Below are 20,903 nucleotides of genomic sequence, written 5' to 3' on the forward strand. Positions count from 1 at the left end.
AATTTGTAACTAAATTTCGTCATAATAAAACCCCTTAAGTTGATTTTCTTGTCCAACTTAAGGGGTTCATATCAACTTCATAATGAAGTGCTCTTTTTTCTTATTTATTTAACTTCAACTGAATTATCAGATTTACCATTTTGAATCAATTGAACGTTTGAATCAAGCGCAATCTGAACCATGTTTTTAACAGCTGGTTTCGTGTAGAACGCAATATGTGGTGTAATCAAAACATTATCGCGTTTCATTAAATTCTTCAATCGATCATCTGGAATCTTATCAAAGCTTCCAAAGTCAACGTTAAAGACTCCAACTTCATCTTCATAAACATCAAGTGCAGCACCAGAAATCTTACCACTGTCAAGTCCACGAATTAAAGCATCAGTATCAATTAAGCTTCCACGAGCGGCATTAATAATTTTAATTCCGTCTTTCATTTGAGCAATTGAATCATCGTTAATCATATGATCATTTTCCTTCAATGCTGGAGCATGAAGGGTAATAATGTCAGAATTTGCGTACAATTCTTTAGGGGTATCAACGTAGATGCCCTCTTTTTTCAATTCTGGATTTGGATAAGGATCATATGCAATTACTTTAGCACCAAAACCTTGAAGAATCTTAACTACTTGACGACCAATGCGTCCAGTAGCATAAACTCCAACGGTTTGCTTATTCATTTCGTCGGCAATATCTGGAGCCCAGGTCATATTACCATGACGCTCTTTATCCTCAAATTTCTTAGTGTTACGAAGCAAACGCATCATTTCTGTAACAGCTAATTCAGCAATTGCAGCTGGTGAATATGCTGGAACATTAGTAACGTTAATTCCATCCCGTTTAACGGCATCAGCATCAACATTATCAACACCGACATTTCGAAGTGAAAGTGATTTAATTCCAAAACTAGCTAACTTATCTAAAATGTCAGCAGTATAAGGTTTTTGTTGGTATGCAACCACACCATCAAATCCCTTAGCTTCATCAACAGTGTCATTATCTAACAATTTTGGTTCAGCCTTTACTTCAACGTCTGGATGAGCCTTGTCCCATTGTTCTAAGTATGGTCTTTCATCGTCTCTAATTCCATATGCAATGATTTTCATAACTTAGTCCTCCTTTTATATTCAATATAATTATAACACCCAACCATTAATTCCCCCAAAGAGATGGACTAATTCCATGATTAATTAAAAAAGTTTCTTTCTTACTCCTGCTTTGGTGTTTAAACGCATATTCAGCCTTTAAAGCCGTACTTTTATCAGCAAACTCTTCAAAATACAGTAACTTTAATGGTCGCCTCGTCTTAGTATACTTGGCACCCTTACCTGCCTGATGCACAGCTAGTCTCCGATATACATTATTGGTAAAACCACCATAAAAAGTTCCATCACTACAAAGCAAAACATACATATAATAATTTTTATTCACCATATAACATCTTCTTAACTTCTTTCGAGTATTCACCATTCTGATATACAGTGATCGGATAATCAATGTTAAGACCAGTTTCTTTTCCATCTTTAATGGCCGAAACCAGCATCATATTCGATTTTCGGTCAACCTTAGGATAAATAAATTGGATACGCTTAATGGCCAGTCTAAAATGCGTCATTACGTTCATTAATTCATGAAGTCGATCAGGGCGATAAACCATGTATAGTTTCCCACCCGTCTTTAAAAGATCACTACTGGTTTGGATGACACTCCTAAGATCAGTTTTAATTTCATGTCTTGCAATGGCTAGGTACTCGTTGGGATTCTTTTTACTGGTAGAAAGATTTGAAAAGTATGGCGGGTTAACGGTCACCACATCCACCGAATCTTTCCCAAAGATTTGGGATGCCTGACTTAAATCATCGTTATAAACGGTCACTTGGTCTTCCAATCCATTAAGCAGTACACTTCGATTAGCCATATCACTTAGCTTCGGTTGAATCTCTACCTCTGCAATTTTGCCATGAGTCTTATGACTTAAAAAAAGCCCCACCGCTCCATTTCCAGCACACAAATCCACTAGGAGACTGTTCTTACTTATCTTCGGTTCAGCAAAATTTGCCAGCATTACAGCATCTAAAGAAAAGGAAAAAACGCTAGGACTTTGAATAATTTTGATGTCTTGACTATATAACTGATCAATCCGTTCATCGCCCTTTAATTTCACCACTGCCACCACTCATTTCTTAAATTTAGCTTGTCAGTTTCACCATCAATAATATACTATTAAATTATACATCTTAAAAAAGGAGCTAGAAATCTTTTGTGGTACTCATTTTTATTTACGGTTGGACAATTCCTATTAAGAATCGTTAACGGACCAATGAACGTGATGCACAAGAATCGGCTACCAAAGGGTAACTACGTCTTAATCGCACCTCACCGAAGCTGGTTCGATATGATTCTCATTGCCACCGTCATTCGTCCAAAACAGTTGTGCTTTATGGCCAAAAAAGAATTATTTAAAAATCCCATGTTAGGTTGGTTTTTACGCCACGTTAATGTTTTTTCAGTCGATCGGGCTAATCCAGGTATCTCAGCAATCAAGATTCCGGTAAAAGCTTTGAGAAAAACTAATTTATCGTTAATGATGTTCCCATCAGGAACCAGACATTCAAAGAAACTTAAAGGAGGGGCGGCCTTAATTGCTCAATTAGCCGGAGTTCCACTTGTCCCCGTTGTCTATCAAGGACCGCTTACTTTAAAAGAAGTTTTTAAACGTCAAAAAGTCTCCATTAACTTTGGCAATCCCATTTACATCAGTAAAGCTGAAAAATTGGATAACAATAATCAGAAGTTAGTTGAAAAACAAATGCAGACGGCTTTTGATCAACTTGATAATGAAGTCAATCCTAATTACGTTTATGTCGATGAGTCAAAACCGCATAATAAAAAAACGTCGAAATAATTCGACGTTTTTTTAGTTTTGATGATGTTTCATAGCATTCATCATTTGGTTAAGCTTCTTTTGTGATGGCTTCTGACCCATCTGAAGCATCATTGCTTTAAGTTGATCCTGGTTGATTGGAGGATTGTCCTTCAAATACTTTTCCATGTACTTACGAGCACCAAAGAAACCAATCAAGGCACCAGCTAGTAAAGCCAAGATTACTATTAATATCCAAATCCATGTAGACAAATCGTGGACCTCCCTTCGAACCTTTCAATGTTATTTTACACAATTAACTGTGCTTTGAAAAGATTCGAATTAATCGTCTCTTAGATTTTTCTTACGTTGTGAATCCTTCACCTTATCTGAGGTAATTTCATTTCCCTTTTTATCGTAGACTTTAGTCATCTCAATCTGACTCTTAAAATTAGCTTTAAAACGCTCTAAATATTCTTTTCTAAGTTTATTTTGTTCTTCTTTTTCGTCTTCAGATAAGCCTTCTTGCTTTGACTTTTTGGATAATTCGTTAATTCTTGGAATAAGTTTCTCTAATTCTTTGTCTTCAGTCATCTTAATCGCTCCTTTCACTTACAATTATAATATCATGAAATAAAGCGTGAAAACAAGGATTTGTACACGAACAAACGTTTGCAAAGCGGCTTTTTTATGGTATGCTTATTTTGACTAAAAAAACTACGAAAAGACTCCGAGGTGCCTTATGTCACAAGCATCACAAACAAAACAACACGATATCCTAGAGTACATTTGGAAACAAGTCCGCGATCAAGGATATCCACCAACCGTTCGCGAAATTGGAGAACAAGTCGGCCTCTCATCAACGTCAACGGTTCATGGACATCTAGCCCGATTAGAAAAGAAGGGTTACCTTATTAAGGATCCTACCAAGCCACGGGCACTTGAAGTAACTTCTGAGGGAATGAACTACTTAGGCGTTTCCCAACAGGCAGAACCAGATGAGATGCCCCTACTCGGGACCGTAGCTGCTGGTGAACCAATCTTGGCAGTCCAGGATGCCACAGACTACTTTCCGATTCCTTCCGAGCTTCAACGCAGTTCAGATTCATTATTCATGCTGACAATTAGCGGAACCAGTATGATTAATATTGGCATCCTTGATGGTGATCAAGTCATTGTCAAACGTCAAAATATTGCTGAAAACGGTGATATTGTAATTGCTATGAATGAAGATAATGAAGCGACCTGTAAGCGATTCTTTAAAGAAAGTGATCATTTCCGACTTCAGCCTGAGAACGATGAAATGGCACCAATCATCCTAAAAAATGTCACAATCTTAGGTAAAGTCGTCGGATTATACCGAATCGGAATTAAATAAACCCATTCACATTAATGTGAATGGGTTTTTTCTTGCTTCAAATACTGACGTTTGTTGGACTTAACCCCACCAAAAACAAATTGAGCATGATCGTCATCAATACTTAATTCATAATCATTAGCGGTTATGCTTGGCAAACTATTAAACACCGTTTCATATTCCTTGATGGACAATTTTTCTCTGCTATCTAGCATTTTGTTTATCAAAGTTTTTCGCTTGGGATTTCTAAAATGATCTTGGAGAATTCCGGTATAAAACTCTCCTTGAGCTCCAGAGCCGTAACTAAATACACCAATTTGATCCCCAACTTTTAAATCTGATGAATTGTCTAAGAGTGAAAGTAAACTCAGATAGAGCGACCCAGTGTATAAGTTTCCAACTCGCTTACTATAAATCCGGCTTGCCTCAAATTCATCTAGCAATGATTTTTGCTTTTCAACCGTAACTTCGGGTAGGATCTGACGAAGTCCTTTCAAACCCATCTTAGTGTATGGCAAGTGAAAAACAATTGCTTTTAAATCATCAAAGGACAGATCATGATGCTTTAAATAATCATGAATTGTTTCATTAAAGAACTTCTCATAAATATCATTTGAATAATGTCCATCAACAAGCGCTTCTGTTTTACCAACTGGACGCCAAAAATCCATGATATCTTGAGAATAAACGCTACTATCATCACTTAAAGCCATTACATCCGGATTAGAAGCAATCGTCATTGCCACTGCTCCCCCACCTTGTGTAACCTCACCAGCCGTTTTAATCCCATATCGAGCAATATCTGATCCAATCACTAACGCTTGTTTCCCTGGGTGTAAATGAACATAGTCCTTTGCCATCTGAAGTCCGGCAGTAGCCCCATAACAAGCCTGCTTAATTTCAAATGCCCGAGCGTGTGCGCTTAATCCCAGCAGATTTTGAATGTAGATTGCTCCTGACTTAGAATTATCGATCCCACTCTCGGAACCAAAAATAATTAGATCAATTTTATCTTTATTTTCCTGATCGATGATCTGTGCCGCCGCGTTAGCAGCTAAAGTCACAGAGTCTTGAGTGGGAGGAATCACAGCCTGTTGGGTTTGTCCAATTCCAATTAAATATTTATTCGGATCTTCATTACGAGCATTGGCCAAATCTACCATATCAATATAATAACCGGGAGTATAAAAACCAATCTTATCAATTCCAACTTTCATTTTGACCACTCCATTTAAATTTAATTTAATCAACGACACTTATAATTAAAAATTACCGGTTATCTTCCCCAAAAAGATGGTCAAGATTAACAAATCTGCCGATCCACCTAAGCTTAAATTCTGATCGTCAAACTCTTGACACATTTTTTTAAGCTTCTCTTTGGCTTTTGGGTCCGAAAGATCGCTATCACCCAAAATCAAGTTAACGTCCTGATGAACCAGGTCAACAATCTTAGGAGAACCAGCTCGCTTAATTAAATTGCTGTCCTCACTATGGGCAACAATGTTTAGCAAAGTCGTTAAAATGATTTCATTCTTGTCTCCCTTAGAGTTAAGAAGTGTTGGCATTCCATCATTAATTACAGTGGGAAAGCCCTCTTCGGCTTCCCCACGAATGCCAGTTTTACCATACTTTAAAAATTGACGTTCTCCTGCGGTTAATTCTTTACTCGATTTGCTTTTCACATCGGCAAAGTCGGAGTGAATCAGTCCACCCGTCATCTTCTTTTCGGTTCTAATAAGATCCCCTAGTGAATGCTTCTTTGTTTGCGAAAGATATCCCAGAGCCGCTGACATAATGCCCATCACAAAGATTGCACCTTTATGTGTATTGACACCATCAGTAACGCGGAACATCGTTTTTTCTGCGTCCATTCCATCAGGTCGAATCAACCCAAGTAATTGTCTTAAATCATTATCAACGAAAGTCTGTCCCCGCTTAAATGCCATTTCAAAGTACGGTCTCATGGTAACGGTGCTATCAATAAAAGTAAAAACATCCATGTCTGGATGAGAATGATGAGAGACTGGATCAACTAATCCCGGCTTCGGATTAGTAACCACTTCATACAACATTGATTCAATGGCATCATTTACAACCGTCACTTTCTCGTCATGTACAATTGGGAGTCCCAACACACCATCATTCATTTTTTGCGTCCTTAAAATATATCTCGCTGATCTTTTTTTGAAGATCTTCCACGGAATGGGTTCGATTTCTGGCACATTCTTTAGCGTTATGATGACAAATCAGACACTTCCTGGGAGCCATATCAAGATCAGTTCTTGAATAATGAGAATGATGGGCGTCCATTACGTCCACATCAAACAATCTTCCCAACCGATCATGATCTTCAAATTGAATTGCCAACTTTTTCAAAGCACTTCCATTTTTGTTCATTACCAAAAATTCTTCTTTTCCCGTATTAGTGTTCCATCCCATTTTATCGATAATTTTAATATTGTACAACTGAGTCCTTAAAAGTCGCCGATATCCAACATCAAATAAGTGATTAATCATTTGATTGTTTTTAATGGGACCAGGGATGTTTAACTTGATTGAAACAATGGTGGCTTCAGGATACTTTTTTTCTAATTGGATCTGTAAATGAGCCCGCTTATCCTTATTAGCAAGTACCTCAGGGATCCCCAGCGGTTCTCCGTTCAAAAAAATGTTGTCTTCCAAATTAACTTACTCCTCAAAAAAACGGTTCTACCCATTTTCCAACAGATAGCACCGAATTTAACTTAATCTTTAACCTGGCGGATTGAATCAATGATAGTACCATCACGATATTCAACCAGACCAACCGTTTTATCAGTATATTGAAGTGGTTCTTCCTTACCAACAATGCTTTCAGCTTTCTTAGCCAATTCTTCAATCGTGTAAACGTGAAGACTTGGAACATCTTGAAATTGCTTAATCAAATCAGGCCGATTTGGATTAATTGCGATTCCAAATTCAGTTACTAAAACATCAATTGATTGGCCGGGAGTAACGGCAGTGTTGATATGATCAACCACCGTTGGGATTCTTCCACGAACCAATGGAGCACAGATAATTGTCATCTTAGCAGTGGCTGCATCTTGATGTCCACCAACTGCTCCTCTAATAACTCCATCAGAACCAGTTAAAACATTGACATTGAAATCAGTATCGATTTCAAGAGCACTTAAGACCGCAATGTCTAACTGGGCCACCATTGAACCCTTGTTATCTGGGTCAGCATACCATGAAGCATCAATCTCTTGTTGATTCTTGTTATTCTTCATTGAATCGGCCGCAGCCTTATCAAAGTCTTGGACATCCATCAACTTATCAACCAGGCCTTCTTCAAGTAAATCAACCATGGGCTTGGTTATTCCACCTAAACCAAATGAAGCATGAAGGTGATTATCAAGCATGGCCTGTCGAAGGTAACGAGTAACCGCAAGCGCTGCTCCACCGGAACCAGTTTGAAATGAAAACCCATCTTTAAAGTATTGAGAGTTAACAATTACTTGGTTAACGGCTCGAGCGATGGTCAAATCTTTCGGATCCTTCGTAAAACGAGTTGCACCTGAACCAATTTTGTTTGGATCACCAACTTGATCAACTTTTACGACATCGTCAACCTGAGTCTGACGAATTGAAGCGGGAGTATTAGGATAATCAACTACGTTATCGGTTAATAAGACAACCTTATTAGCATAAGCAGCATCCATCAAGGCATATCCTAGTGAGCCAAAGGCAGCTGGACCTTCCATTCCGTTGGCATTTCCACAACGATCTGAGTTAGGCACTCCTAAAAAGGCAACGTCAATTTTAATGTCACCATTTTCAATGGCACGGGCACGACCACCGTGTGACCTGAAGATAACGGGATTCTTAAGAATTCCGTGAGATACTTCATCACCTAGTGAGCCACGCATCCCTGAAGTCGTAATATTTGTGACCGTTCCATTTTTAATGGCTTTAATTACCATATCATTCATGACACCAGTAAGTGATGAAGGTGCCAGGGTTAAGTCTTTAATTCCTAGATCCATGATGGCTTTCATTACGAGATTAAAAATATAATCTCCATTTCGCAAATGGTGATGAAATGAAATGGTCATCCCATCTTTAACATTCTTTTTGACAACTTGTTTTAAGTCATCCTTAAGCTTGTCATGACCATTTTGAACCTGAACCTTAGGTGCGGTTCTTTGAAAAACAGGATTACCAATTTTGGTAGTTTCAAATGGTTTAAAATGCAGTTCATTCATTAATTTATCGGGTAAATTACGACCTAATTTATTTTCCAATGTAATGACCCTCCTTATCAATCAATCCAGAAGCTTTGGCAAGTTTCATAACTCTCTCAGCTCTGAGTGCAACTGGTCTATCAACCATTTGTCCGTTCATTGAGATAACTCCTGAACCAGCTTTTCTAGCTTTTTCAATCGCAGCAAGTACGTTTTCAGCGTTCTTAATTTCATCTTCACTTGGAGCATAAACTTGGTTAACCAGCGGAATTTGACGAGGATTAATAACTGATTTTCCGTCATATCCAAGTTCATGAATATATTCGGTTTCTGCTAAGAATCCCTTTACATTATCAACATCAGTATAAACCGTATCGAATGCGGCAATCCCTGCAGCACGAGCAGCGTTTAAAATCATGTTTCGCGCAAAACGAAGTTCGAGGCCATTAGGATAGCGATGGGTCTTTAAATCAGTTGTATAATCTTCAGCTGATAAAGCAATTCCAATCATTCTGTCAGAAGCCTTAGCAATCTCAAGCACGTTCATAACACCTTCCGCACTTTCAATGGCAGCCATCAAATGAGTGGTTCCAACTGGAATTCCAAATTCCTTTTCTGCATCAGCAACTAGGCTTTCCATTTCTTCAACCATAGCGGCACTTTCAGTTTTAGGAATTCTAATAACGTCGATTCCAGCTTTAACCATCATCTTAACGTCGGCTTCAAAGAAATCAGTATCAAGTCCGTTAGTTCGAACCACTAATTCAGCATCACCATAATCAATTGACTTTAAAGCTTCATAAACTAAGTTTCTTGCTGAATCTTTTTCTGCTAAAGAAACTGAATCTTCAAGATCGAACATGATGGAATCGGCACCATAAATTCCGGCATCTTTAATCATGCCAGGATTATTACCCGGAACAAACATCATCGTTCTTCTAAGTCGTTCACCATTTTCAGCCATTATAGTGCCTCCCATGCTGGTTGCTCACTGTCATCCATTGCACGTTGAATTGCAGTAATTGTTCTCGCTCTGATTACACAATCAAGTGCTCCTTGATCAACCGCTTTAATATTAACGTTGTCTAATCCAAACTTCTTGACAACTTCTTTAATGGTAGCAATGATGTCATCACCAAAACGTTTCTTAACATCTGACTCAAGGCTAATTTGGACACCATCAGTACCCTTACTAACCGTAATTTGAATGTCAGAAGATTCTAAGGTTCCATCCATTGCAGTTTTATTAATTCCCACTAATCTTCATTCCCTTCTTAATTCTTTCTTGCAGATCGTCCTTGTGATCCACAATAAATTGATAAGTTGTTTTTGGAACAATGTTCTTAATTGATGAAATTTGATTATCTTTAATTGCTTGACGAACCGTCCGAGCAGAAATTACTTTGCCATCATTTTGATCACGTTTAATAACTTTAACTTCTACCTGTGGCGGCAAAATCTTTTCTAAAATCTGATTATAAATCGCCGTTGTCTTTGAGTTGGGTTCTGTGCCAAGAAAACGAACGTTAATCCCGAGATGCTTAGCAATCCAATCTTTAAATATTAAAGCATCAATAGTTGTTTGGTACCGTACCTTATCAGCCTGCGCCTTCAAGAAATATGAAGGAAAAGTTGCATAACTTACCAGGTAATCACCACCAGGAACCACCATTACATTTTTTAAGTCTGAGACTCCTGCCTTAACAAGATTCAGCCGTTCGCTAGACGTAAATAACGACTTATCAGTGCTTACAACAAATACATAAACATTATCACTAGCTTGTGACGCTTGCTCAATCAGATAGCGATGTCCGTCAGTAAACGGATTAGCATTCATGACAATTCCAGCATTATTTTCAGATTTATTTACCTTAGGCAAACTTTCAAGATAGTCGGTAATACTATAATCGCCGGTTTCTAGAAAGGCAGCATCATCACTTTGAACTAACTCTTTAAATCCGACGTGTTCAAAACTTTTAGCATACATTGGCTTCGTAAACACAAAAACATGAAATACTCCATGCTGGCCAAGATTCGTCAGAAGGTTGGAAACAACTTTATTAAAGTAAACGCCATCTTCTGAGTGCTGATGACTGACCCCAATGTATTTCAAGATGTTACCAGAATATGAACCAGTACCCACTAATTGGTCCCCGTCAAAAAGCCCAATGGTGTAATCTAACGGATCAATTTCATCACCAGAAAAATTAGCAATTCCAAGTAATTCCAGAAAGGTTTTCCACTGTTCAAATTGGTCTGGAACGTCTAAATTAATTTCTCTAGTTACAATATCCATTACTTAATATTCTCCTACGTTATTACTAACCCATGATTAACATAATAATTGGAATTACGATGATAAAGAGAACTGAGGTAGAAACAACAATGTTTGTCGCAAATTTAACATCACCATGATAAGTTTGAGCCAAAATTGGAAGAACTGCAAGTGATGGAGTTGCCGCTTGTACAATCAAAGTCTTGGAGAAAGTTGGTACCATTGATACTCCAACTTTGAATCCAACGAAAATGATTGCCGCCATGATCAATGGCGAAATAACGAAACGACCAACCAGGGTCAAAATAACATCCTTATCAAAATGCATGTTCTTGAGACCAAATGATCTAAGCATAATACCAATATATATTAAAGCCAACGGCGTAACAAGTGCACCTAGGTCAGTTAAGGTCGTCTGAACAAAGTTAACTAATAGGTGTTCTTGAAGCCATGGGATGTACAAAAATGGAATGGCAACAATAAATCCCCATAATGGAGCTGGAATCAAATGATGCCAATCAAACTTAGCCTTTGAGCCATCCTTAGCAGTTGGATCATCGGCAGCAATTACCCAAACACCCAGGGTCCAAATGATGATCGTGTTAACAATGTAGTAAACCAGTAAGTAAGGTACTGAGATTTCACCAAACAAGGCAATGTTTAATGGCATCCCGATGAAAACAGTATTAGCACCGTTAATACCAGTCATCATAAGACCTCTTCGGCCTTTTTTAACTCTAAATAACTTAACTTCAATCCATGAAACGACGTATCCCAAAAGAATTGCTAAAACAACGTAAATTAATCCCGTTGAGAGATTAGCCAGTTGTTCAGGATGAAAATACTTCAACATGGCCACAAAGATGGAACATGGTAAAGCTACTTTCATAATAATTTTTGAAATTGAGCCAGAAAATGATTCTTTAAACCATCCAAGTCCTTGTGTGATGTAACCGACGGCAATCATAATTACAATCGCTAACACACTTTGAATTGACGTGATAAATATTGCCATAATTGCACCTCTTATCCCTTTTCACTATATTTCATAATGGAATCCGTAACCGTTTTAACAACGTTTTCATCAAAAACACCAGGAACAATTTTATCCGGAGTAGGATCGGGAATCATGCTGGCTAAAGCGTCGGCAACGACTTCCTCAATTTGGTATGTAACCCTTTTGATTCCGCTCTTTAAAAGTCCCTTGAATAAGCCTGGGAAAACTAAGATGTTATTAACTTGATTAGGATATTTACTTGATCCAGTAGCCACAACTTTTGCTCCACCAGCTTTAGCATCTTCAGGAATGATTTCTGGAACTGGATTAGCCAGAGCAAAAATAATTGGATTATTTGCCATTCTCTTAACCTGACTGGTGCTTAAAACGTTTGCATCAGATAAGCCGATAAAGACATCTTGTCCGTCAATTACATCATCTAATGTTTGGCCTTCTTTGCCGTTTAAAGCTTTGGCAAGTCCAGTTTGATAAGAGTTGTAATTTTGACTATCAGGTTTAACTACTCCATCAATATCAACTAGGGTAATGTCTTTAATTCCAACATGCTCAAGTAATGTAGCAGTTGCAACGCCAGACGCTCCAACACCGTTAATCACGATTTTTAAGTCCTTGAGCTTCTTACCAACAACTTTAGCTGCATTAATTAGACCAGCTAATACCACAATCGCAGTTCCTTCCTGATCATCGTGATAGACAGGAATGTCTAAGTTTTTACTCAAAATATCTTCTAGTTCAAAACACTTTGGAGCAGCGATGTCTTCCAGATGAATTCCAGCAAAAGTATCCTGAATGCTTTTAATATGAGCAGCCATTTTACTTGCATCTTCCTGTTCAATAGCAACGGGAAGCGCATTGACACTTGCCAAATCTTTGTACAATAATGCTTTGCCTTCCACAACCGGTAAACCAGCAGCAGGTCCAATGTTACCTAAGCCCAGCACTGCTGACCCATCAGTAACAACAGCAAGCAATTTTCCACTCATTGTGTACTTATCCTTTAAACTAGGATCCTTTTCAATCGCCTTGGAAATCTCAGCAACACCTGGTGTATAAGCTTCGCTAAGTTCTTCACGGTTCTTTACGGGAAACTCTGATTCCATCTCGAGCATTCCAGTGTGCTTGGAATGAATGGAATAAATATTATCAGCCACGTAAACCCCTCCATTTGTTTTTATTTTCACGTAGACGACGGTGACCGCATCTACTTACATTGTGATTATATTAACTAAAATGCGCAAAGTCAACCCATATAACGTCCGTTAACAAGCAAAAATAAATAGCGATCTTACCAATGTGAGACCACTATCAAAAGATTAAATCTAATAATTCACACAATGATATTTATTGCCATTGTGATTTCTTAAATTTTTTTCACAAAGTCTAGCAAGATTTTGTTAAAAACTGCTGGTTGTTCAGCCATGATAATATGACCGGCATCATCGACAATTTGATAATGACCATTTTTTGCCATTGCAGCCGCAACTTTTGCAAAATGATAGTCAAAAAATGGTGACTTTCGTCCAGCAATAATCATTAAAGGAACCGTCAAATCATTTAAAACATCACGCCAGTCCTGAAACGCATGATCAACCAGTAACGGATAGTTTAAATCTGCATCATATGGATATTCTTGCTTTAAGGCTTGAATCTTGTTATACAAATCGTCGTTAATTTTATTATATGTCGATCGCCCAAATGGTTGTTTTAAAAATTCAGGAAAATTGCTCCAATCCAAGGCTTTAAATCCATATGGCCATGACTGATCTGCAATCATTTTAGGACTCTGGTCAACGTCAACGATGGCTTTGATTCCCTTATCAGTGAATAAGGAAACATACGCAAACATTGTAGCTGCTCCCATCGAATTGCCTAACAAGATAGGACGTTTCAAATTTAGTGCCTGCTTGATTTCATATAAGTCCATGGCATGACGAGACATCCTCTCATCTTTACTAGTTCGTTCAGACATGCCCTGATTTCTAGCATCAACATTAACCACTCTAAAACCGTTTTGCACTAACTTTTGTACGGTAAGCGTCCAAATCTCTTTATAACCCCCAATTCCCGTCAAAATCATTACAGGTTGAGCATCTTTTTCTCCCTCGTCATCATAATCCAGTTCAACATTATCAGAAGTATAGAATTTCATTATTATCACACCATTTTCTTTAAGATTTACCTTATATACTAGCACTTCTGGTGTAAGTACACTGCTAACGAATTAAAATTAATTGGGAGTATAATAACTAAGAAAGAAGGGATAACATGAAACGAATTACAGTCACATTTCCAGCACCTGGAAAATCAGAAACCAAAACCATTAAAGTGGACCATAACAACCAATACGTCATGGAATTAACTACTTTAGAAAATCTAGCTCCTGACGGACATTCACTTGAGATCAAATTTCTTCCCGGTACAAGTGAGGATTTTCCCGAACGTGGAACCACGATTTACTTAAATGGATTTGACCAAACGTTTAAATTATCAAATGGAGATATTTTAGTTACAAAAAGTATGTAAAAAAAGGCCTGTTGACTAGTCAACAGGCCTTTTTTGATTTTATTTGTGATCTAGTTTATCTTGAGCTTTTTGAGCTGCAATGTTCATGATGTTCCATGGACGATCAAAACTAGGTTGGAAGAAGAAGTCAGCATATGCTAAGTCATCAACAGTCATGTGTTGTTGAATTGCTAATGAAATAGTATTGATGTTAGCTGTTACATCACGTTTTGACATAATTTGAGCACCTTCAACTTCACGAGTCTTAGGATCAAAGGTCAACTTGAAGTATACTTCAGCGTTCAACTTATCATCGTGGACAAATGGAGGAACGGCAGTATCAACGACAAAGACTGATTCGACGTCAACGCCAGCTTTTTCAGCAGTAACGTCCTTAAAACCAGTTGAAGCAAACTTGTAGTCAAAAACATGCAATCCTGATGAACCAGAAACTTCAGTAGTCTTTCGTTTCTCATCATTAAGGTTCATGGCAGCTGAACGTCCTTGACGTCTAGCGTTAGTAGCTAAGGCAATGATTTGCTTCTTGCCAGTAGGTGCAAAGGTAACTTCGGTTGAATCACCAATGGCGAAGATATCAGGCTGATTGGTACGTTGGTATTCATCAGTCTTGATCATACCCTTTTCATTAAGATCAACTTTTCCTTTAAGCCAATCGGTAGCAGGACGAATTCCAGCTGTTTCAATAATCAAATCAGCATCCCACTGATCGCCATTAGTTGAAATAACTGATGAAACGTTTTCGTCATCGTCACCAACATATTCTTTAACACTTTGGTTAAGTGCTAATTTAACACCATGTTTCTTAAATTCAGCTTCCAAGATCTTAGTGAATTCAGGATCCAGATAAGTAGGAAGAATGGATTTACCAGTATCAACTAAAGTAACGTTCTTACCGGCTTTGGCAAACGATTCAGCTGCTTCAATCCCAATGTATCCACAACCAACAACCGTAACGTTATTGATTCCAGGAGTTACTTCAGCTTCCTTCAACTTGATGGCCCAATCACGTCCACGCATTGCGTAAATGTTACCTAATTCCTTACCAGGAACTGGAAGTTGGAATGGGTTAGCACCAACACTCAAAATTAATTTGTCGTATTTTTCAGTGCTTTCTTTACCATCATTGACGTTTAAAGCAGTTAATGTATGGGCTTCTGAATCAACATCAGTAATTTCAGTGTTAATGTGAACATTTACACCTAGTTTTTCCATTCCCTCTGGAGTTGCATAACTTACAGAGTTAACGTTCTTAACAACGTTTTGAAGATATAATTCAATTCCACAAGATAGAAATGATACGAAATCTCCCTTTTCATACCATTCGATGTCAGCATCAGGGAAATCTTTTAAAACTCCTCTAACAGCTTCGAATCCACCATGTGATGATCCAATTACAGCTACTTTCATATCTGCTTCCTCCTTCAATATTTAAAATTGTCGTTCTCTGTGAACATTTTTATATTACCACGCAATCACCCTTCCGTACCATAAAATGACCCATATTTAACAAATTATTTGTACACAATTGTATTGAACCACTTGTAAATTAATTAATTAGCAGTACTCAATTTAAAATAAAAAACGTAGACCAACTAAAATCGTCAGTCTACGCTTGGACCAACCATTTCAGTACAAAGGAGAAACAATTTTGACAACAATTGAACGAATTAAGCGCCTTGCGAGAATGCGGGGATGGTCACTTCAGCTAGTGGCACAGAAAGCCGGAATCGGGATCAACAATATTTATACATGGAACAAGAAAACACCGAGCACTAAGAGTTTAGATAAAGTGGCTAAGGTCCTTGGGGTTTCAATTGACTATCTATTGGGGAACACTGATAAACTGAACTACCCAAATGATAATAAAGACAAATCAAAAGTTAATGAAGCTGTTGATCTTCCTATTCTTGGTAGTATTGCTTGTGGGAAACCTATTTTTGCGGAACAAAACGTCACAGGATACTTTCCTACCCTAAAAAACGATCTTCCAAGTGGGGATAATTTTTGGCTTAAATGTGACGGCGATTCAATGGATCCTACCATTAAAAATGGTGCTTACGTCCTAATCCATTACCAACCAGAAGTTGAAAATGGAGACATTGCAGCCGTCTTACTAAATGACGATGAGGATGCCACCCTTAAACGGATTAGTACCCAAAAAGATCAGACTGTCTTAATTCCAGATAACAAGCAATATCCACCAATTATCTTGAACAAAGATAATCCGGGAAAAATTATTGGGAAAGCAATTCGCATGCAATCGGAACTATAAAAATATTTAATTAAAAGGGAATTCCATTGAATGGAATTCCCTCTTTTTATTTAATGAAATGAAGCAATCCGATCACTCATTTTCAAATGTCCAGGCGCTCATTTGCCTACAAACATCCTCGGATTGTGGCACAATGCCGAATTTATCTAAAAATCCATGCATCATACCTTCGTAACGTATCAATTGAACATCGTTATGAAAAACTGCTAGTTTATTAGCAAATTCGTCATCTTGGCTTTTCAAGCAATCATATTCGGCAGTAACAATTAACGTACGTGGCATTTGTTTTAATTCACTAGTAGCCATGTTAATTGGTGAAATTAATGTTTCACTCATCGAATGTGGTTCAGAATAAACCCCTCCCAAATAACCCAAAGCTTGAATATTCCCACTGTCCATATCATTAATTAATTTCTGTTGTGACTTTGGTAAATCTGACAAATTTTGATAACTAGGTGCCAAGTCATTTTGCACCATCGGATAAATTGGAACTATTCCTTTAACTAAATGGGTGTCCTTCTGTAAATCTAGGTAAGCCATCTCAATTGCAATATTTCCACCAGCACTATCACCAGCAACATATAAATGGTTAAGATCGATTCCAAGCTTTTTCGCATTATCATGAGCAAATTTCAACCCTTGCCAGCAATCTGCCAATAAATCATCAGCATTTACTTCAGGAGCTAAACGATAGTCAACATTAATAACCGTACCACCGATTAATTCTGCTAATTTACGACAAAAATTACGCGATACCGCGGGACCATTTCCAACAAAATCACCACCATGATAGTAAATAAAGCATGGTTTCTTGACAGTGGGTCGCTTGAAAAATTGGCTCAATTGTAAAATCACATTGCCTAAGTCAACGTCTTTTGTAGTGACATTATATGCCATATCCACATTCGGCGTGCCCATTCCCTTACGAAAAGCTATCGCTTGTCTTTCGGCATCGGTTTTTGGTGTAAATTTTAATCGCTTAGTAACGGTGCTTGATTCAGAACTTAAACTGCTATTTTCTTCATGATCTCTAAGAACCACATCATCCAAACCCTCTTGTTTAGACGATGGCTTTACACAAATTAATAAATTACTGTTGTTACAATGAAACTCACTTATACCATAAACATGTGAAATTTGATTTAACAGCTTATAATATTGTGACATTGATGGGGTCCATAAAGTATTAGTCATGATCTATCACTTCTTTATCTTATTTACATAAGAATACCATTTTATGTGACAAAATAATTGATCAATCATCTAACAAAATAAAAAGTCCTACTGCCTATTTAAGACAGCAAGACCAAACATCTACATTACCAACTAACACCTTGATAACGAATTGTCTATATAAGGCGAGTACAGGATTTGAACCTGCGCGCCGGCTATAAACCGGTTCGCCGGATTTCGAGTCCGGTGCATTACCACTCTGCCAACTCGCCATAATTAACACTACTCAAGTATAATCGTAAAAAGTACAACAATCAACACGAGTAGTGCCCTTAATTTAATTGTATTTAATGAGACTCAGAATATCGTAATCCTTAATTTTGTCGCGACCCTTTAGGTCCATTAACTCAACAATAAAGGCCGTTCCAACCACAATTCCACCAAGATCTTTCACTAATTCAATGGTTGCTTCAATGGTTCCACCAGTAGCTAACAAGTCATCAGTCACTAAAACCCGTTGCCCCGGTTTAATGGCGTCTTCATGCAAATAAAGGGATGACTGTCCGTATTCTAGTCCATATGTAGCTTTAACCGTCTTGCCTGGCAACTTCCCCTTTTTTCTTGCAGGAGCGAAGCCAATCCCAAGTTCATATGCAACCGGACATCCAACAATAAAGCCACGAGCTTCAGGACCAACAATCATGTCAACATTTTTCCCCTTAGCATAGTTAACAATCTCGTCAGTTGCTTGGCGATATGCTTCTCCATCTTCTAGTAACGGCGAAATATCACGAAAAGTCACTCCTGGTTCTGGAAAATTAGGATAACTTGCTACATAATCTTTTAAATTAAGAGCCATAAAAAATACTTCCTTTCTTATTATCAGTTCCCAATCCCATTAACAATTTTAACCAAATCACTTGGAGAAACATTGAACAGGGCATCCTCCACCTTTAACTGTTCTTCACGCAATTGATAGGTAGGAGAAGTTGACAAGTTCTGTTTGTCTGGGTTACTGATCCCATTCAAAATCCCGTTTTGAATGGTAATAAAACCAAGTTCATTAAAAACCTGTAGCATAAACACAAGGATATTCGCAGGAACCTGCAGATGTTGGGCCACAGATCTAATATTATCAGAAATCTTCACATTTTTATTAGTTTCAACGAACTTAAATAGTTTAGCATACTGAGAACGTTCTGGCATCCCTAAAGACAAAATATGATTCTTTTTATATAAATATAGGATAATCTTAGGGTTTTTAAGGTGATTAACTAATTTTTTGAATTCATCCAATGTCTCAGGACAATCAACAATGTAAACAGCTCCATCGCTAATATCTTTGTTGACACTAGATGCTAGAAGAGTTTGAGAATGAGGACCCACATAGGTTTTTAATTGCTGGTATAATTTCGAGTTAAAGAAAATATACGTCCCGTCATTTGCAAACATGGACTTGGTTAATCTGGTAGTCCTTTTATCCAATACTACCGTTCCATCTACCTTAAGATCATCAACCATCAACTGAATGTTAGTATGGCCCTTCCATTCATTTTCATTTAAGGTCCCAGCAACATTTACGTTAGCGGATAATAAAGATACTTCTGAAGCGGTCTCTCCCATTCCAAAATCAATGGCAGGAATTCGAGAGTGCTCTCCTACCAACTGAAATTTAAGGTGATCTTGCGATTTACCAATGGCTTGGACATTTGTTAACGTAACTGGTTCAACATCGAATCTGGGACATTCATTATCAGTACCAAATGGACTGAGAGTTTGAATTTGTTGAAATAACTTTTGATCAATCTCATCCGGTGTAACTTTAAAATCAATTTTAAGAGTTGGCTTCTGTGTCAAATCAACCTGTTGGTTAGCTGCTGATTGTTCAAACTGCTTAGCCAACTTATCAAGGTTAGCAGCTGGAACCGTCAATCCAACGGCCATGGCATGTCCACCAAACGCATCCATTAGATCACGCTCACCATCTAAAGCTTTAAAAAGATCAAATCCCTTTACACTTCGTCCAGAACCCTTAGCCGTCTGATTTTTATCATCAATACTAACTACCACAGTTGGCTTATGAAATTTATCCTTAACCCGACTAGCAGCAATTCCTAACACACCGGTATGCCAATTTTTGCCTACAATTAGGAGGGTTTCTCGGTCACGATTCTTAGGTAAACTAGCCTGTTCAATCGCCTCGTCGGTAATCGAACTAACCAATAACTTTCGTTGATCATTCTTCTTTTCGGTTTTCTTGGCTAATTCATTGGCTTGATCATCATCAACCGTTGTCAACAAGTCAACGCCCATATTAGCATCGCCCATTCTCCCAAGAGCATTTAGTCGTGGAGCAATATTAAAACCAATGTCTTGTTCATCAACTTGATCTAAATCAATTCCAGCTCTTTTAATTAATGCTTTTAATCCTGGTCGAACCGTTAAATGAATCACATTTAAGCCAAACTGAACAAGTGCTCGATTCTCTCCTGTAAGGGACACTAAATCAGCCACGGTTCCAATCGCAGCTAGATCTAGCTTATCTTGCGGGATCTCATCCATCAGTGCCGTAGCAAGCTTAAAGGCAACCCCTGCACCAGATAAGTACTGAAAGGGATAAGTGTGCTCCCCTAATTGAGCATGCACAATGGCATATGCATTTGGCAACTTTTGAGGTAATTCATGATGATCCGTAATAATTACGTCGCAGCCTAATTTGTTGGCCTCTTCAATCGCATCAAAACCAGCAACTCCATTATCAACCGTTACAATCAAAGAAGTTCCACTATCAATTATTTTTTGAAAGGCTTTAATATTTGGACCATAGCCATCTTTAAAACGATTGGGAATGTAGTACCGCACATCTGCTCCCATCTCTACCAATGTCTCATAAAGAATAGACGTACTAGTCAGGCCATCGGCATCGTAATCGCCATAAACAGTAATTTGTTCGCCCTTTTCAATCGCAGCGTCAATTCGATCAACCGCTTTTTGCATATCATGCATTAAAAATGGATCGTTTAAATCGGATGTATCAGGATTTAAGTAGTGCTTAATTTTATCAGCATCATCATAGCCACGTTCAAACATCAACTTAACGACCAATGGTTCCAGACCCAATTCACTTGCTAACTGATTAACAGCATCGCCATTAATATTATTTTGTTTTAACTTCCAATTATACTTTGAAGAAAGCAAA

The 20,903-nt window shown here is 37.9% G+C and carries 23 protein-coding genes and 1 tRNA gene; 4 read left to right on the forward strand and 20 right to left on the reverse strand.

Annotated elements, in window-relative coordinates; translation table 11 throughout:
• Nucleotides 1–104 precede the first annotated feature (104 nt).
• From LfDm3_RS05285 to LfDm3_RS05295, 3 genes are read right to left on the reverse strand one after another with little or no spacing between them, the layout of a single operon-like run.
• A complete protein-coding gene (locus LfDm3_RS05285; RefSeq protein WP_039144821.1) occupies nucleotides 105–1,106 on the reverse strand; it encodes a D-2-hydroxyacid dehydrogenase in 1,002 nt (333 codons plus the stop codon).
• A gap of 46 nt (nucleotides 1,107–1,152) precedes the next feature.
• Nucleotides 1,153–1,434 (reverse strand): GIY-YIG nuclease family protein, encoded by a 282-nt coding sequence (locus LfDm3_RS05290; protein WP_191978926.1) that lies wholly within the window; start codon nucleotides 1,432–1,434, stop codon nucleotides 1,153–1,155.
• Nucleotides 1,424–2,164, reverse strand: coding sequence for a tRNA1(Val) (adenine(37)-N6)-methyltransferase (locus tag LfDm3_RS05295; protein WP_039144823.1), 741 nt, complete (start codon nucleotides 2,162–2,164; stop codon nucleotides 1,424–1,426). The genes LfDm3_RS05290 and LfDm3_RS05295 overlap by 11 nt, the downstream gene beginning before the upstream one ends.
• A 96-nt stretch (nucleotides 2,165–2,260) precedes the next feature.
• On the opposite strand from LfDm3_RS05295, the gene LfDm3_RS05300 reads away from it, so the two are divergent.
• A complete protein-coding gene (locus tag LfDm3_RS05300) occupies nucleotides 2,261–2,905 on the forward strand; it encodes a lysophospholipid acyltransferase family protein (protein WP_039144826.1) in 645 nt (214 codons plus the stop codon).
• A gap of 12 nt (nucleotides 2,906–2,917) precedes the next feature.
• Here LfDm3_RS05300 and LfDm3_RS05305 read toward each other — a convergent pair whose 3' ends face one another.
• Both LfDm3_RS05305 and LfDm3_RS05310 read right to left on the reverse strand, forming a co-directional pair.
• A complete protein-coding gene (locus LfDm3_RS05305) occupies nucleotides 2,918–3,136 on the reverse strand; it encodes a YneF family protein (protein WP_010021303.1) in 219 nt (72 codons plus the stop codon).
• Between the two features lie 69 nt (nucleotides 3,137–3,205).
• Nucleotides 3,206–3,457, reverse strand: a complete 252-nt coding sequence (locus LfDm3_RS05310) for a DUF896 domain-containing protein (protein ID WP_010021302.1) — start codon at nucleotides 3,455–3,457, stop codon at nucleotides 3,206–3,208.
• Between the two features lie 148 nt (nucleotides 3,458–3,605).
• Here LfDm3_RS05310 and lexA point away from each other — a divergent pair, with 148 nt between their 5' ends.
• Nucleotides 3,606–4,241, forward strand: a complete 636-nt coding sequence (gene lexA / locus LfDm3_RS05315) for a transcriptional repressor LexA (RefSeq protein ID WP_039144829.1) — start codon at nucleotides 3,606–3,608, stop codon at nucleotides 4,239–4,241.
• Nucleotides 4,242–4,252: 11 nt separating this feature from the next.
• Here lexA and LfDm3_RS05320 read toward each other — a convergent pair whose 3' ends face one another.
• From LfDm3_RS05320 to LfDm3_RS05365, 10 genes are all read right to left on the reverse strand, one after another.
• The gene (locus tag LfDm3_RS05320) at nucleotides 4,253–5,437 is read right to left on the reverse strand and encodes a hydroxymethylglutaryl-CoA synthase (RefSeq protein WP_039144831.1); all 1,185 of its coding nucleotides are present in this window, start codon (nucleotides 5,435–5,437) and stop codon (nucleotides 4,253–4,255) included.
• 45 nt (nucleotides 5,438–5,482) lie between these two features.
• A complete protein-coding gene (citG, locus tag LfDm3_RS05325; protein WP_052236623.1) occupies nucleotides 5,483–6,367 on the reverse strand; it encodes a triphosphoribosyl-dephospho-CoA synthase CitG in 885 nt (294 codons plus the stop codon).
• Nucleotides 6,360–6,902 carry a citrate lyase holo-[acyl-carrier protein] synthase gene (citX, locus tag LfDm3_RS05330; RefSeq protein ID WP_039144833.1) on the reverse strand — a complete coding sequence of 181 codons (543 nt, stop codon included), beginning with the start codon at nucleotides 6,900–6,902 and terminating at the stop codon, nucleotides 6,360–6,362. The genes citG and citX overlap by 8 nt, the downstream gene beginning before the upstream one ends.
• Nucleotides 6,903–6,964: 62 nt before the next feature.
• On the reverse strand, nucleotides 6,965–8,503 hold the full coding sequence (gene citF, locus LfDm3_RS05335; RefSeq protein ID WP_010021296.1) for a citrate lyase subunit alpha: 1,539 nt from the start codon (nucleotides 8,501–8,503) through the stop codon (nucleotides 6,965–6,967).
• Complete coding sequence (citE, locus tag LfDm3_RS05340) at nucleotides 8,493–9,407, reverse strand: citrate (pro-3S)-lyase subunit beta (RefSeq protein ID WP_010021295.1); 915 nt, start codon at nucleotides 9,405–9,407, stop codon at nucleotides 8,493–8,495. The genes citF and citE overlap by 11 nt, the downstream gene beginning before the upstream one ends.
• The gene (gene citD / locus LfDm3_RS05345; protein ID WP_039144837.1) at nucleotides 9,407–9,700 is read right to left on the reverse strand and encodes a citrate lyase acyl carrier protein; all 294 of its coding nucleotides are present in this window, start codon (nucleotides 9,698–9,700) and stop codon (nucleotides 9,407–9,409) included. The genes citE and citD overlap by 1 nt, the downstream gene beginning before the upstream one ends.
• The gene (gene citC / locus LfDm3_RS05350; RefSeq protein WP_039144839.1) at nucleotides 9,690–10,739 is read right to left on the reverse strand and encodes a [citrate (pro-3S)-lyase] ligase; all 1,050 of its coding nucleotides are present in this window, start codon (nucleotides 10,737–10,739) and stop codon (nucleotides 9,690–9,692) included. The genes citD and citC overlap by 11 nt, the downstream gene beginning before the upstream one ends.
• Nucleotides 10,740–10,764: 25 nt before the next feature.
• Nucleotides 10,765–11,733, reverse strand: a complete 969-nt coding sequence (locus tag LfDm3_RS05355) for an AEC family transporter (protein ID WP_010021291.1) — start codon at nucleotides 11,731–11,733, stop codon at nucleotides 10,765–10,767.
• Between the two features lie 11 nt (nucleotides 11,734–11,744).
• Nucleotides 11,745–12,845 (reverse strand): NAD(P)-dependent malic enzyme, encoded by a 1,101-nt coding sequence (locus tag LfDm3_RS05360; protein WP_052236630.1) that lies wholly within the window; start codon nucleotides 12,843–12,845, stop codon nucleotides 11,745–11,747.
• Between the two features lie 251 nt (nucleotides 12,846–13,096).
• The gene (locus LfDm3_RS05365) at nucleotides 13,097–13,885 is read right to left on the reverse strand and encodes an alpha/beta fold hydrolase (protein WP_039144843.1); all 789 of its coding nucleotides are present in this window, start codon (nucleotides 13,883–13,885) and stop codon (nucleotides 13,097–13,099) included.
• Nucleotides 13,886–14,001: 116 nt separating this feature from the next.
• Between LfDm3_RS05365 and LfDm3_RS05370 the strand changes: the two genes are divergently transcribed.
• The gene (locus tag LfDm3_RS05370) at nucleotides 14,002–14,259 is read left to right on the forward strand and encodes a hypothetical protein (protein ID WP_010021286.1); all 258 of its coding nucleotides are present in this window, start codon (nucleotides 14,002–14,004) and stop codon (nucleotides 14,257–14,259) included.
• 39 nt (nucleotides 14,260–14,298) lie between these two features.
• Here LfDm3_RS05370 and LfDm3_RS05375 read toward each other — a convergent pair whose 3' ends face one another.
• A complete protein-coding gene (locus LfDm3_RS05375) occupies nucleotides 14,299–15,666 on the reverse strand; it encodes an FAD-dependent oxidoreductase (protein ID WP_039144845.1) in 1,368 nt (455 codons plus the stop codon).
• 241 nt (nucleotides 15,667–15,907) lie between these two features.
• On the opposite strand from LfDm3_RS05375, the gene LfDm3_RS05380 reads away from it, so the two are divergent.
• Nucleotides 15,908–16,531, forward strand: a complete 624-nt coding sequence (locus tag LfDm3_RS05380; protein ID WP_010021282.1) for a helix-turn-helix domain-containing protein — start codon at nucleotides 15,908–15,910, stop codon at nucleotides 16,529–16,531.
• Nucleotides 16,532–16,603: 72 nt separating this feature from the next.
• Here LfDm3_RS05380 and LfDm3_RS05385 read toward each other — a convergent pair whose 3' ends face one another.
• The 4 genes from LfDm3_RS05385 to recJ all read right to left on the reverse strand — a co-directional run bounded on the left by LfDm3_RS05385 (nucleotide 16,604) and on the right by recJ (nucleotide 20,902).
• Complete coding sequence (locus LfDm3_RS05385) at nucleotides 16,604–17,698, reverse strand: alpha/beta hydrolase (protein WP_225349324.1); 1,095 nt, start codon at nucleotides 17,696–17,698, stop codon at nucleotides 16,604–16,606.
• Nucleotides 17,699–17,887: 189 nt separating this feature from the next.
• Nucleotides 17,888–17,976: transfer RNA gene (locus tag LfDm3_RS05390), tRNA-Ser, on the reverse strand.
• A 65-nt stretch (nucleotides 17,977–18,041) separates the two neighbouring features.
• Nucleotides 18,042–18,563: an adenine phosphoribosyltransferase gene (locus tag LfDm3_RS05395; protein WP_010021279.1), complete on the reverse strand. Its 522-nt coding sequence runs from the start codon at nucleotides 18,561–18,563 to the stop codon at nucleotides 18,042–18,044.
• Between the two features lie 23 nt (nucleotides 18,564–18,586).
• A complete protein-coding gene (recJ, locus tag LfDm3_RS05400; protein WP_039144850.1) occupies nucleotides 18,587–20,902 on the reverse strand; it encodes a single-stranded-DNA-specific exonuclease RecJ in 2,316 nt (771 codons plus the stop codon).
• Nucleotide 20,903 lies beyond the last annotated feature (1 nt).

The organism is Fructilactobacillus fructivorans (assembly GCF_000814735.1).
Classification (GTDB): domain Bacteria; phylum Bacillota; class Bacilli; order Lactobacillales; family Lactobacillaceae; genus Fructilactobacillus; species Fructilactobacillus fructivorans.

Bases quoted from the DNA above. Each gene is read 5' to 3' on its own strand.
- LfDm3_RS05370 (WP_010021286.1), top strand. From the start codon at position 14,002: ATGAAACGAATTACAGTCACATTTCCAGCACCTGGAAAATCAGAAACC.
- LfDm3_RS05385 (WP_225349324.1), bottom strand. From the start codon at position 17,698: ATGTCACAATATTATAAGCTGTTAAATCAAATTTCACATGTTTATGGT.
- LfDm3_RS05355 (WP_010021291.1), bottom strand. From the start codon at position 11,733: ATGGCAATATTTATCACGTCAATTCAAAGTGTGTTAGCGATTGTAATT.
- citC (WP_039144839.1), bottom strand. From the start codon at position 10,739: ATGGATATTGTAACTAGAGAAATTAATTTAGACGTTCCAGACCAATTT.
- LfDm3_RS05365 (WP_039144843.1), bottom strand. From the start codon at position 13,885: ATGAAATTCTATACTTCTGATAATGTTGAACTGGATTATGATGACGAG.
- citG (WP_052236623.1), bottom strand. From the start codon at position 6,367: ATGAATGATGGTGTGTTGGGACTCCCAATTGTACATGACGAGAAAGTG.
- LfDm3_RS05310 (WP_010021302.1), bottom strand. From the start codon at position 3,457: ATGACTGAAGACAAAGAATTAGAGAAACTTATTCCAAGAATTAACGAA.
- LfDm3_RS05395 (WP_010021279.1), bottom strand. From the start codon at position 18,563: ATGGCTCTTAATTTAAAAGATTATGTAGCAAGTTATCCTAATTTTCCA.
- LfDm3_RS05290 (WP_191978926.1), bottom strand. From the start codon at position 1,434: ATGGTGAATAAAAATTATTATATGTATGTTTTGCTTTGTAGTGATGGA.
- citE (WP_010021295.1), bottom strand. From the start codon at position 9,407: ATGGCTGAAAATGGTGAACGACTTAGAAGAACGATGATGTTTGTTCCG.
- LfDm3_RS05360 (WP_052236630.1), bottom strand. From the start codon at position 12,845: ATGCTCGAGATGGAATCAGAGTTTCCCGTAAAGAACCGTGAAGAACTT.
- LfDm3_RS05375 (WP_039144845.1), bottom strand. From the start codon at position 15,666: ATGAAAGTAGCTGTAATTGGATCATCACATGGTGGATTCGAAGCTGTT.
- LfDm3_RS05320 (WP_039144831.1), bottom strand. From the start codon at position 5,437: ATGAAAGTTGGAATTGATAAGATTGGTTTTTATACTCCCGGTTATTAT.
- lexA (WP_039144829.1), top strand. From the start codon at position 3,606: ATGTCACAAGCATCACAAACAAAACAACACGATATCCTAGAGTACATT.
- LfDm3_RS05285 (WP_039144821.1), bottom strand. From the start codon at position 1,106: ATGAAAATCATTGCATATGGAATTAGAGACGATGAAAGACCATACTTA.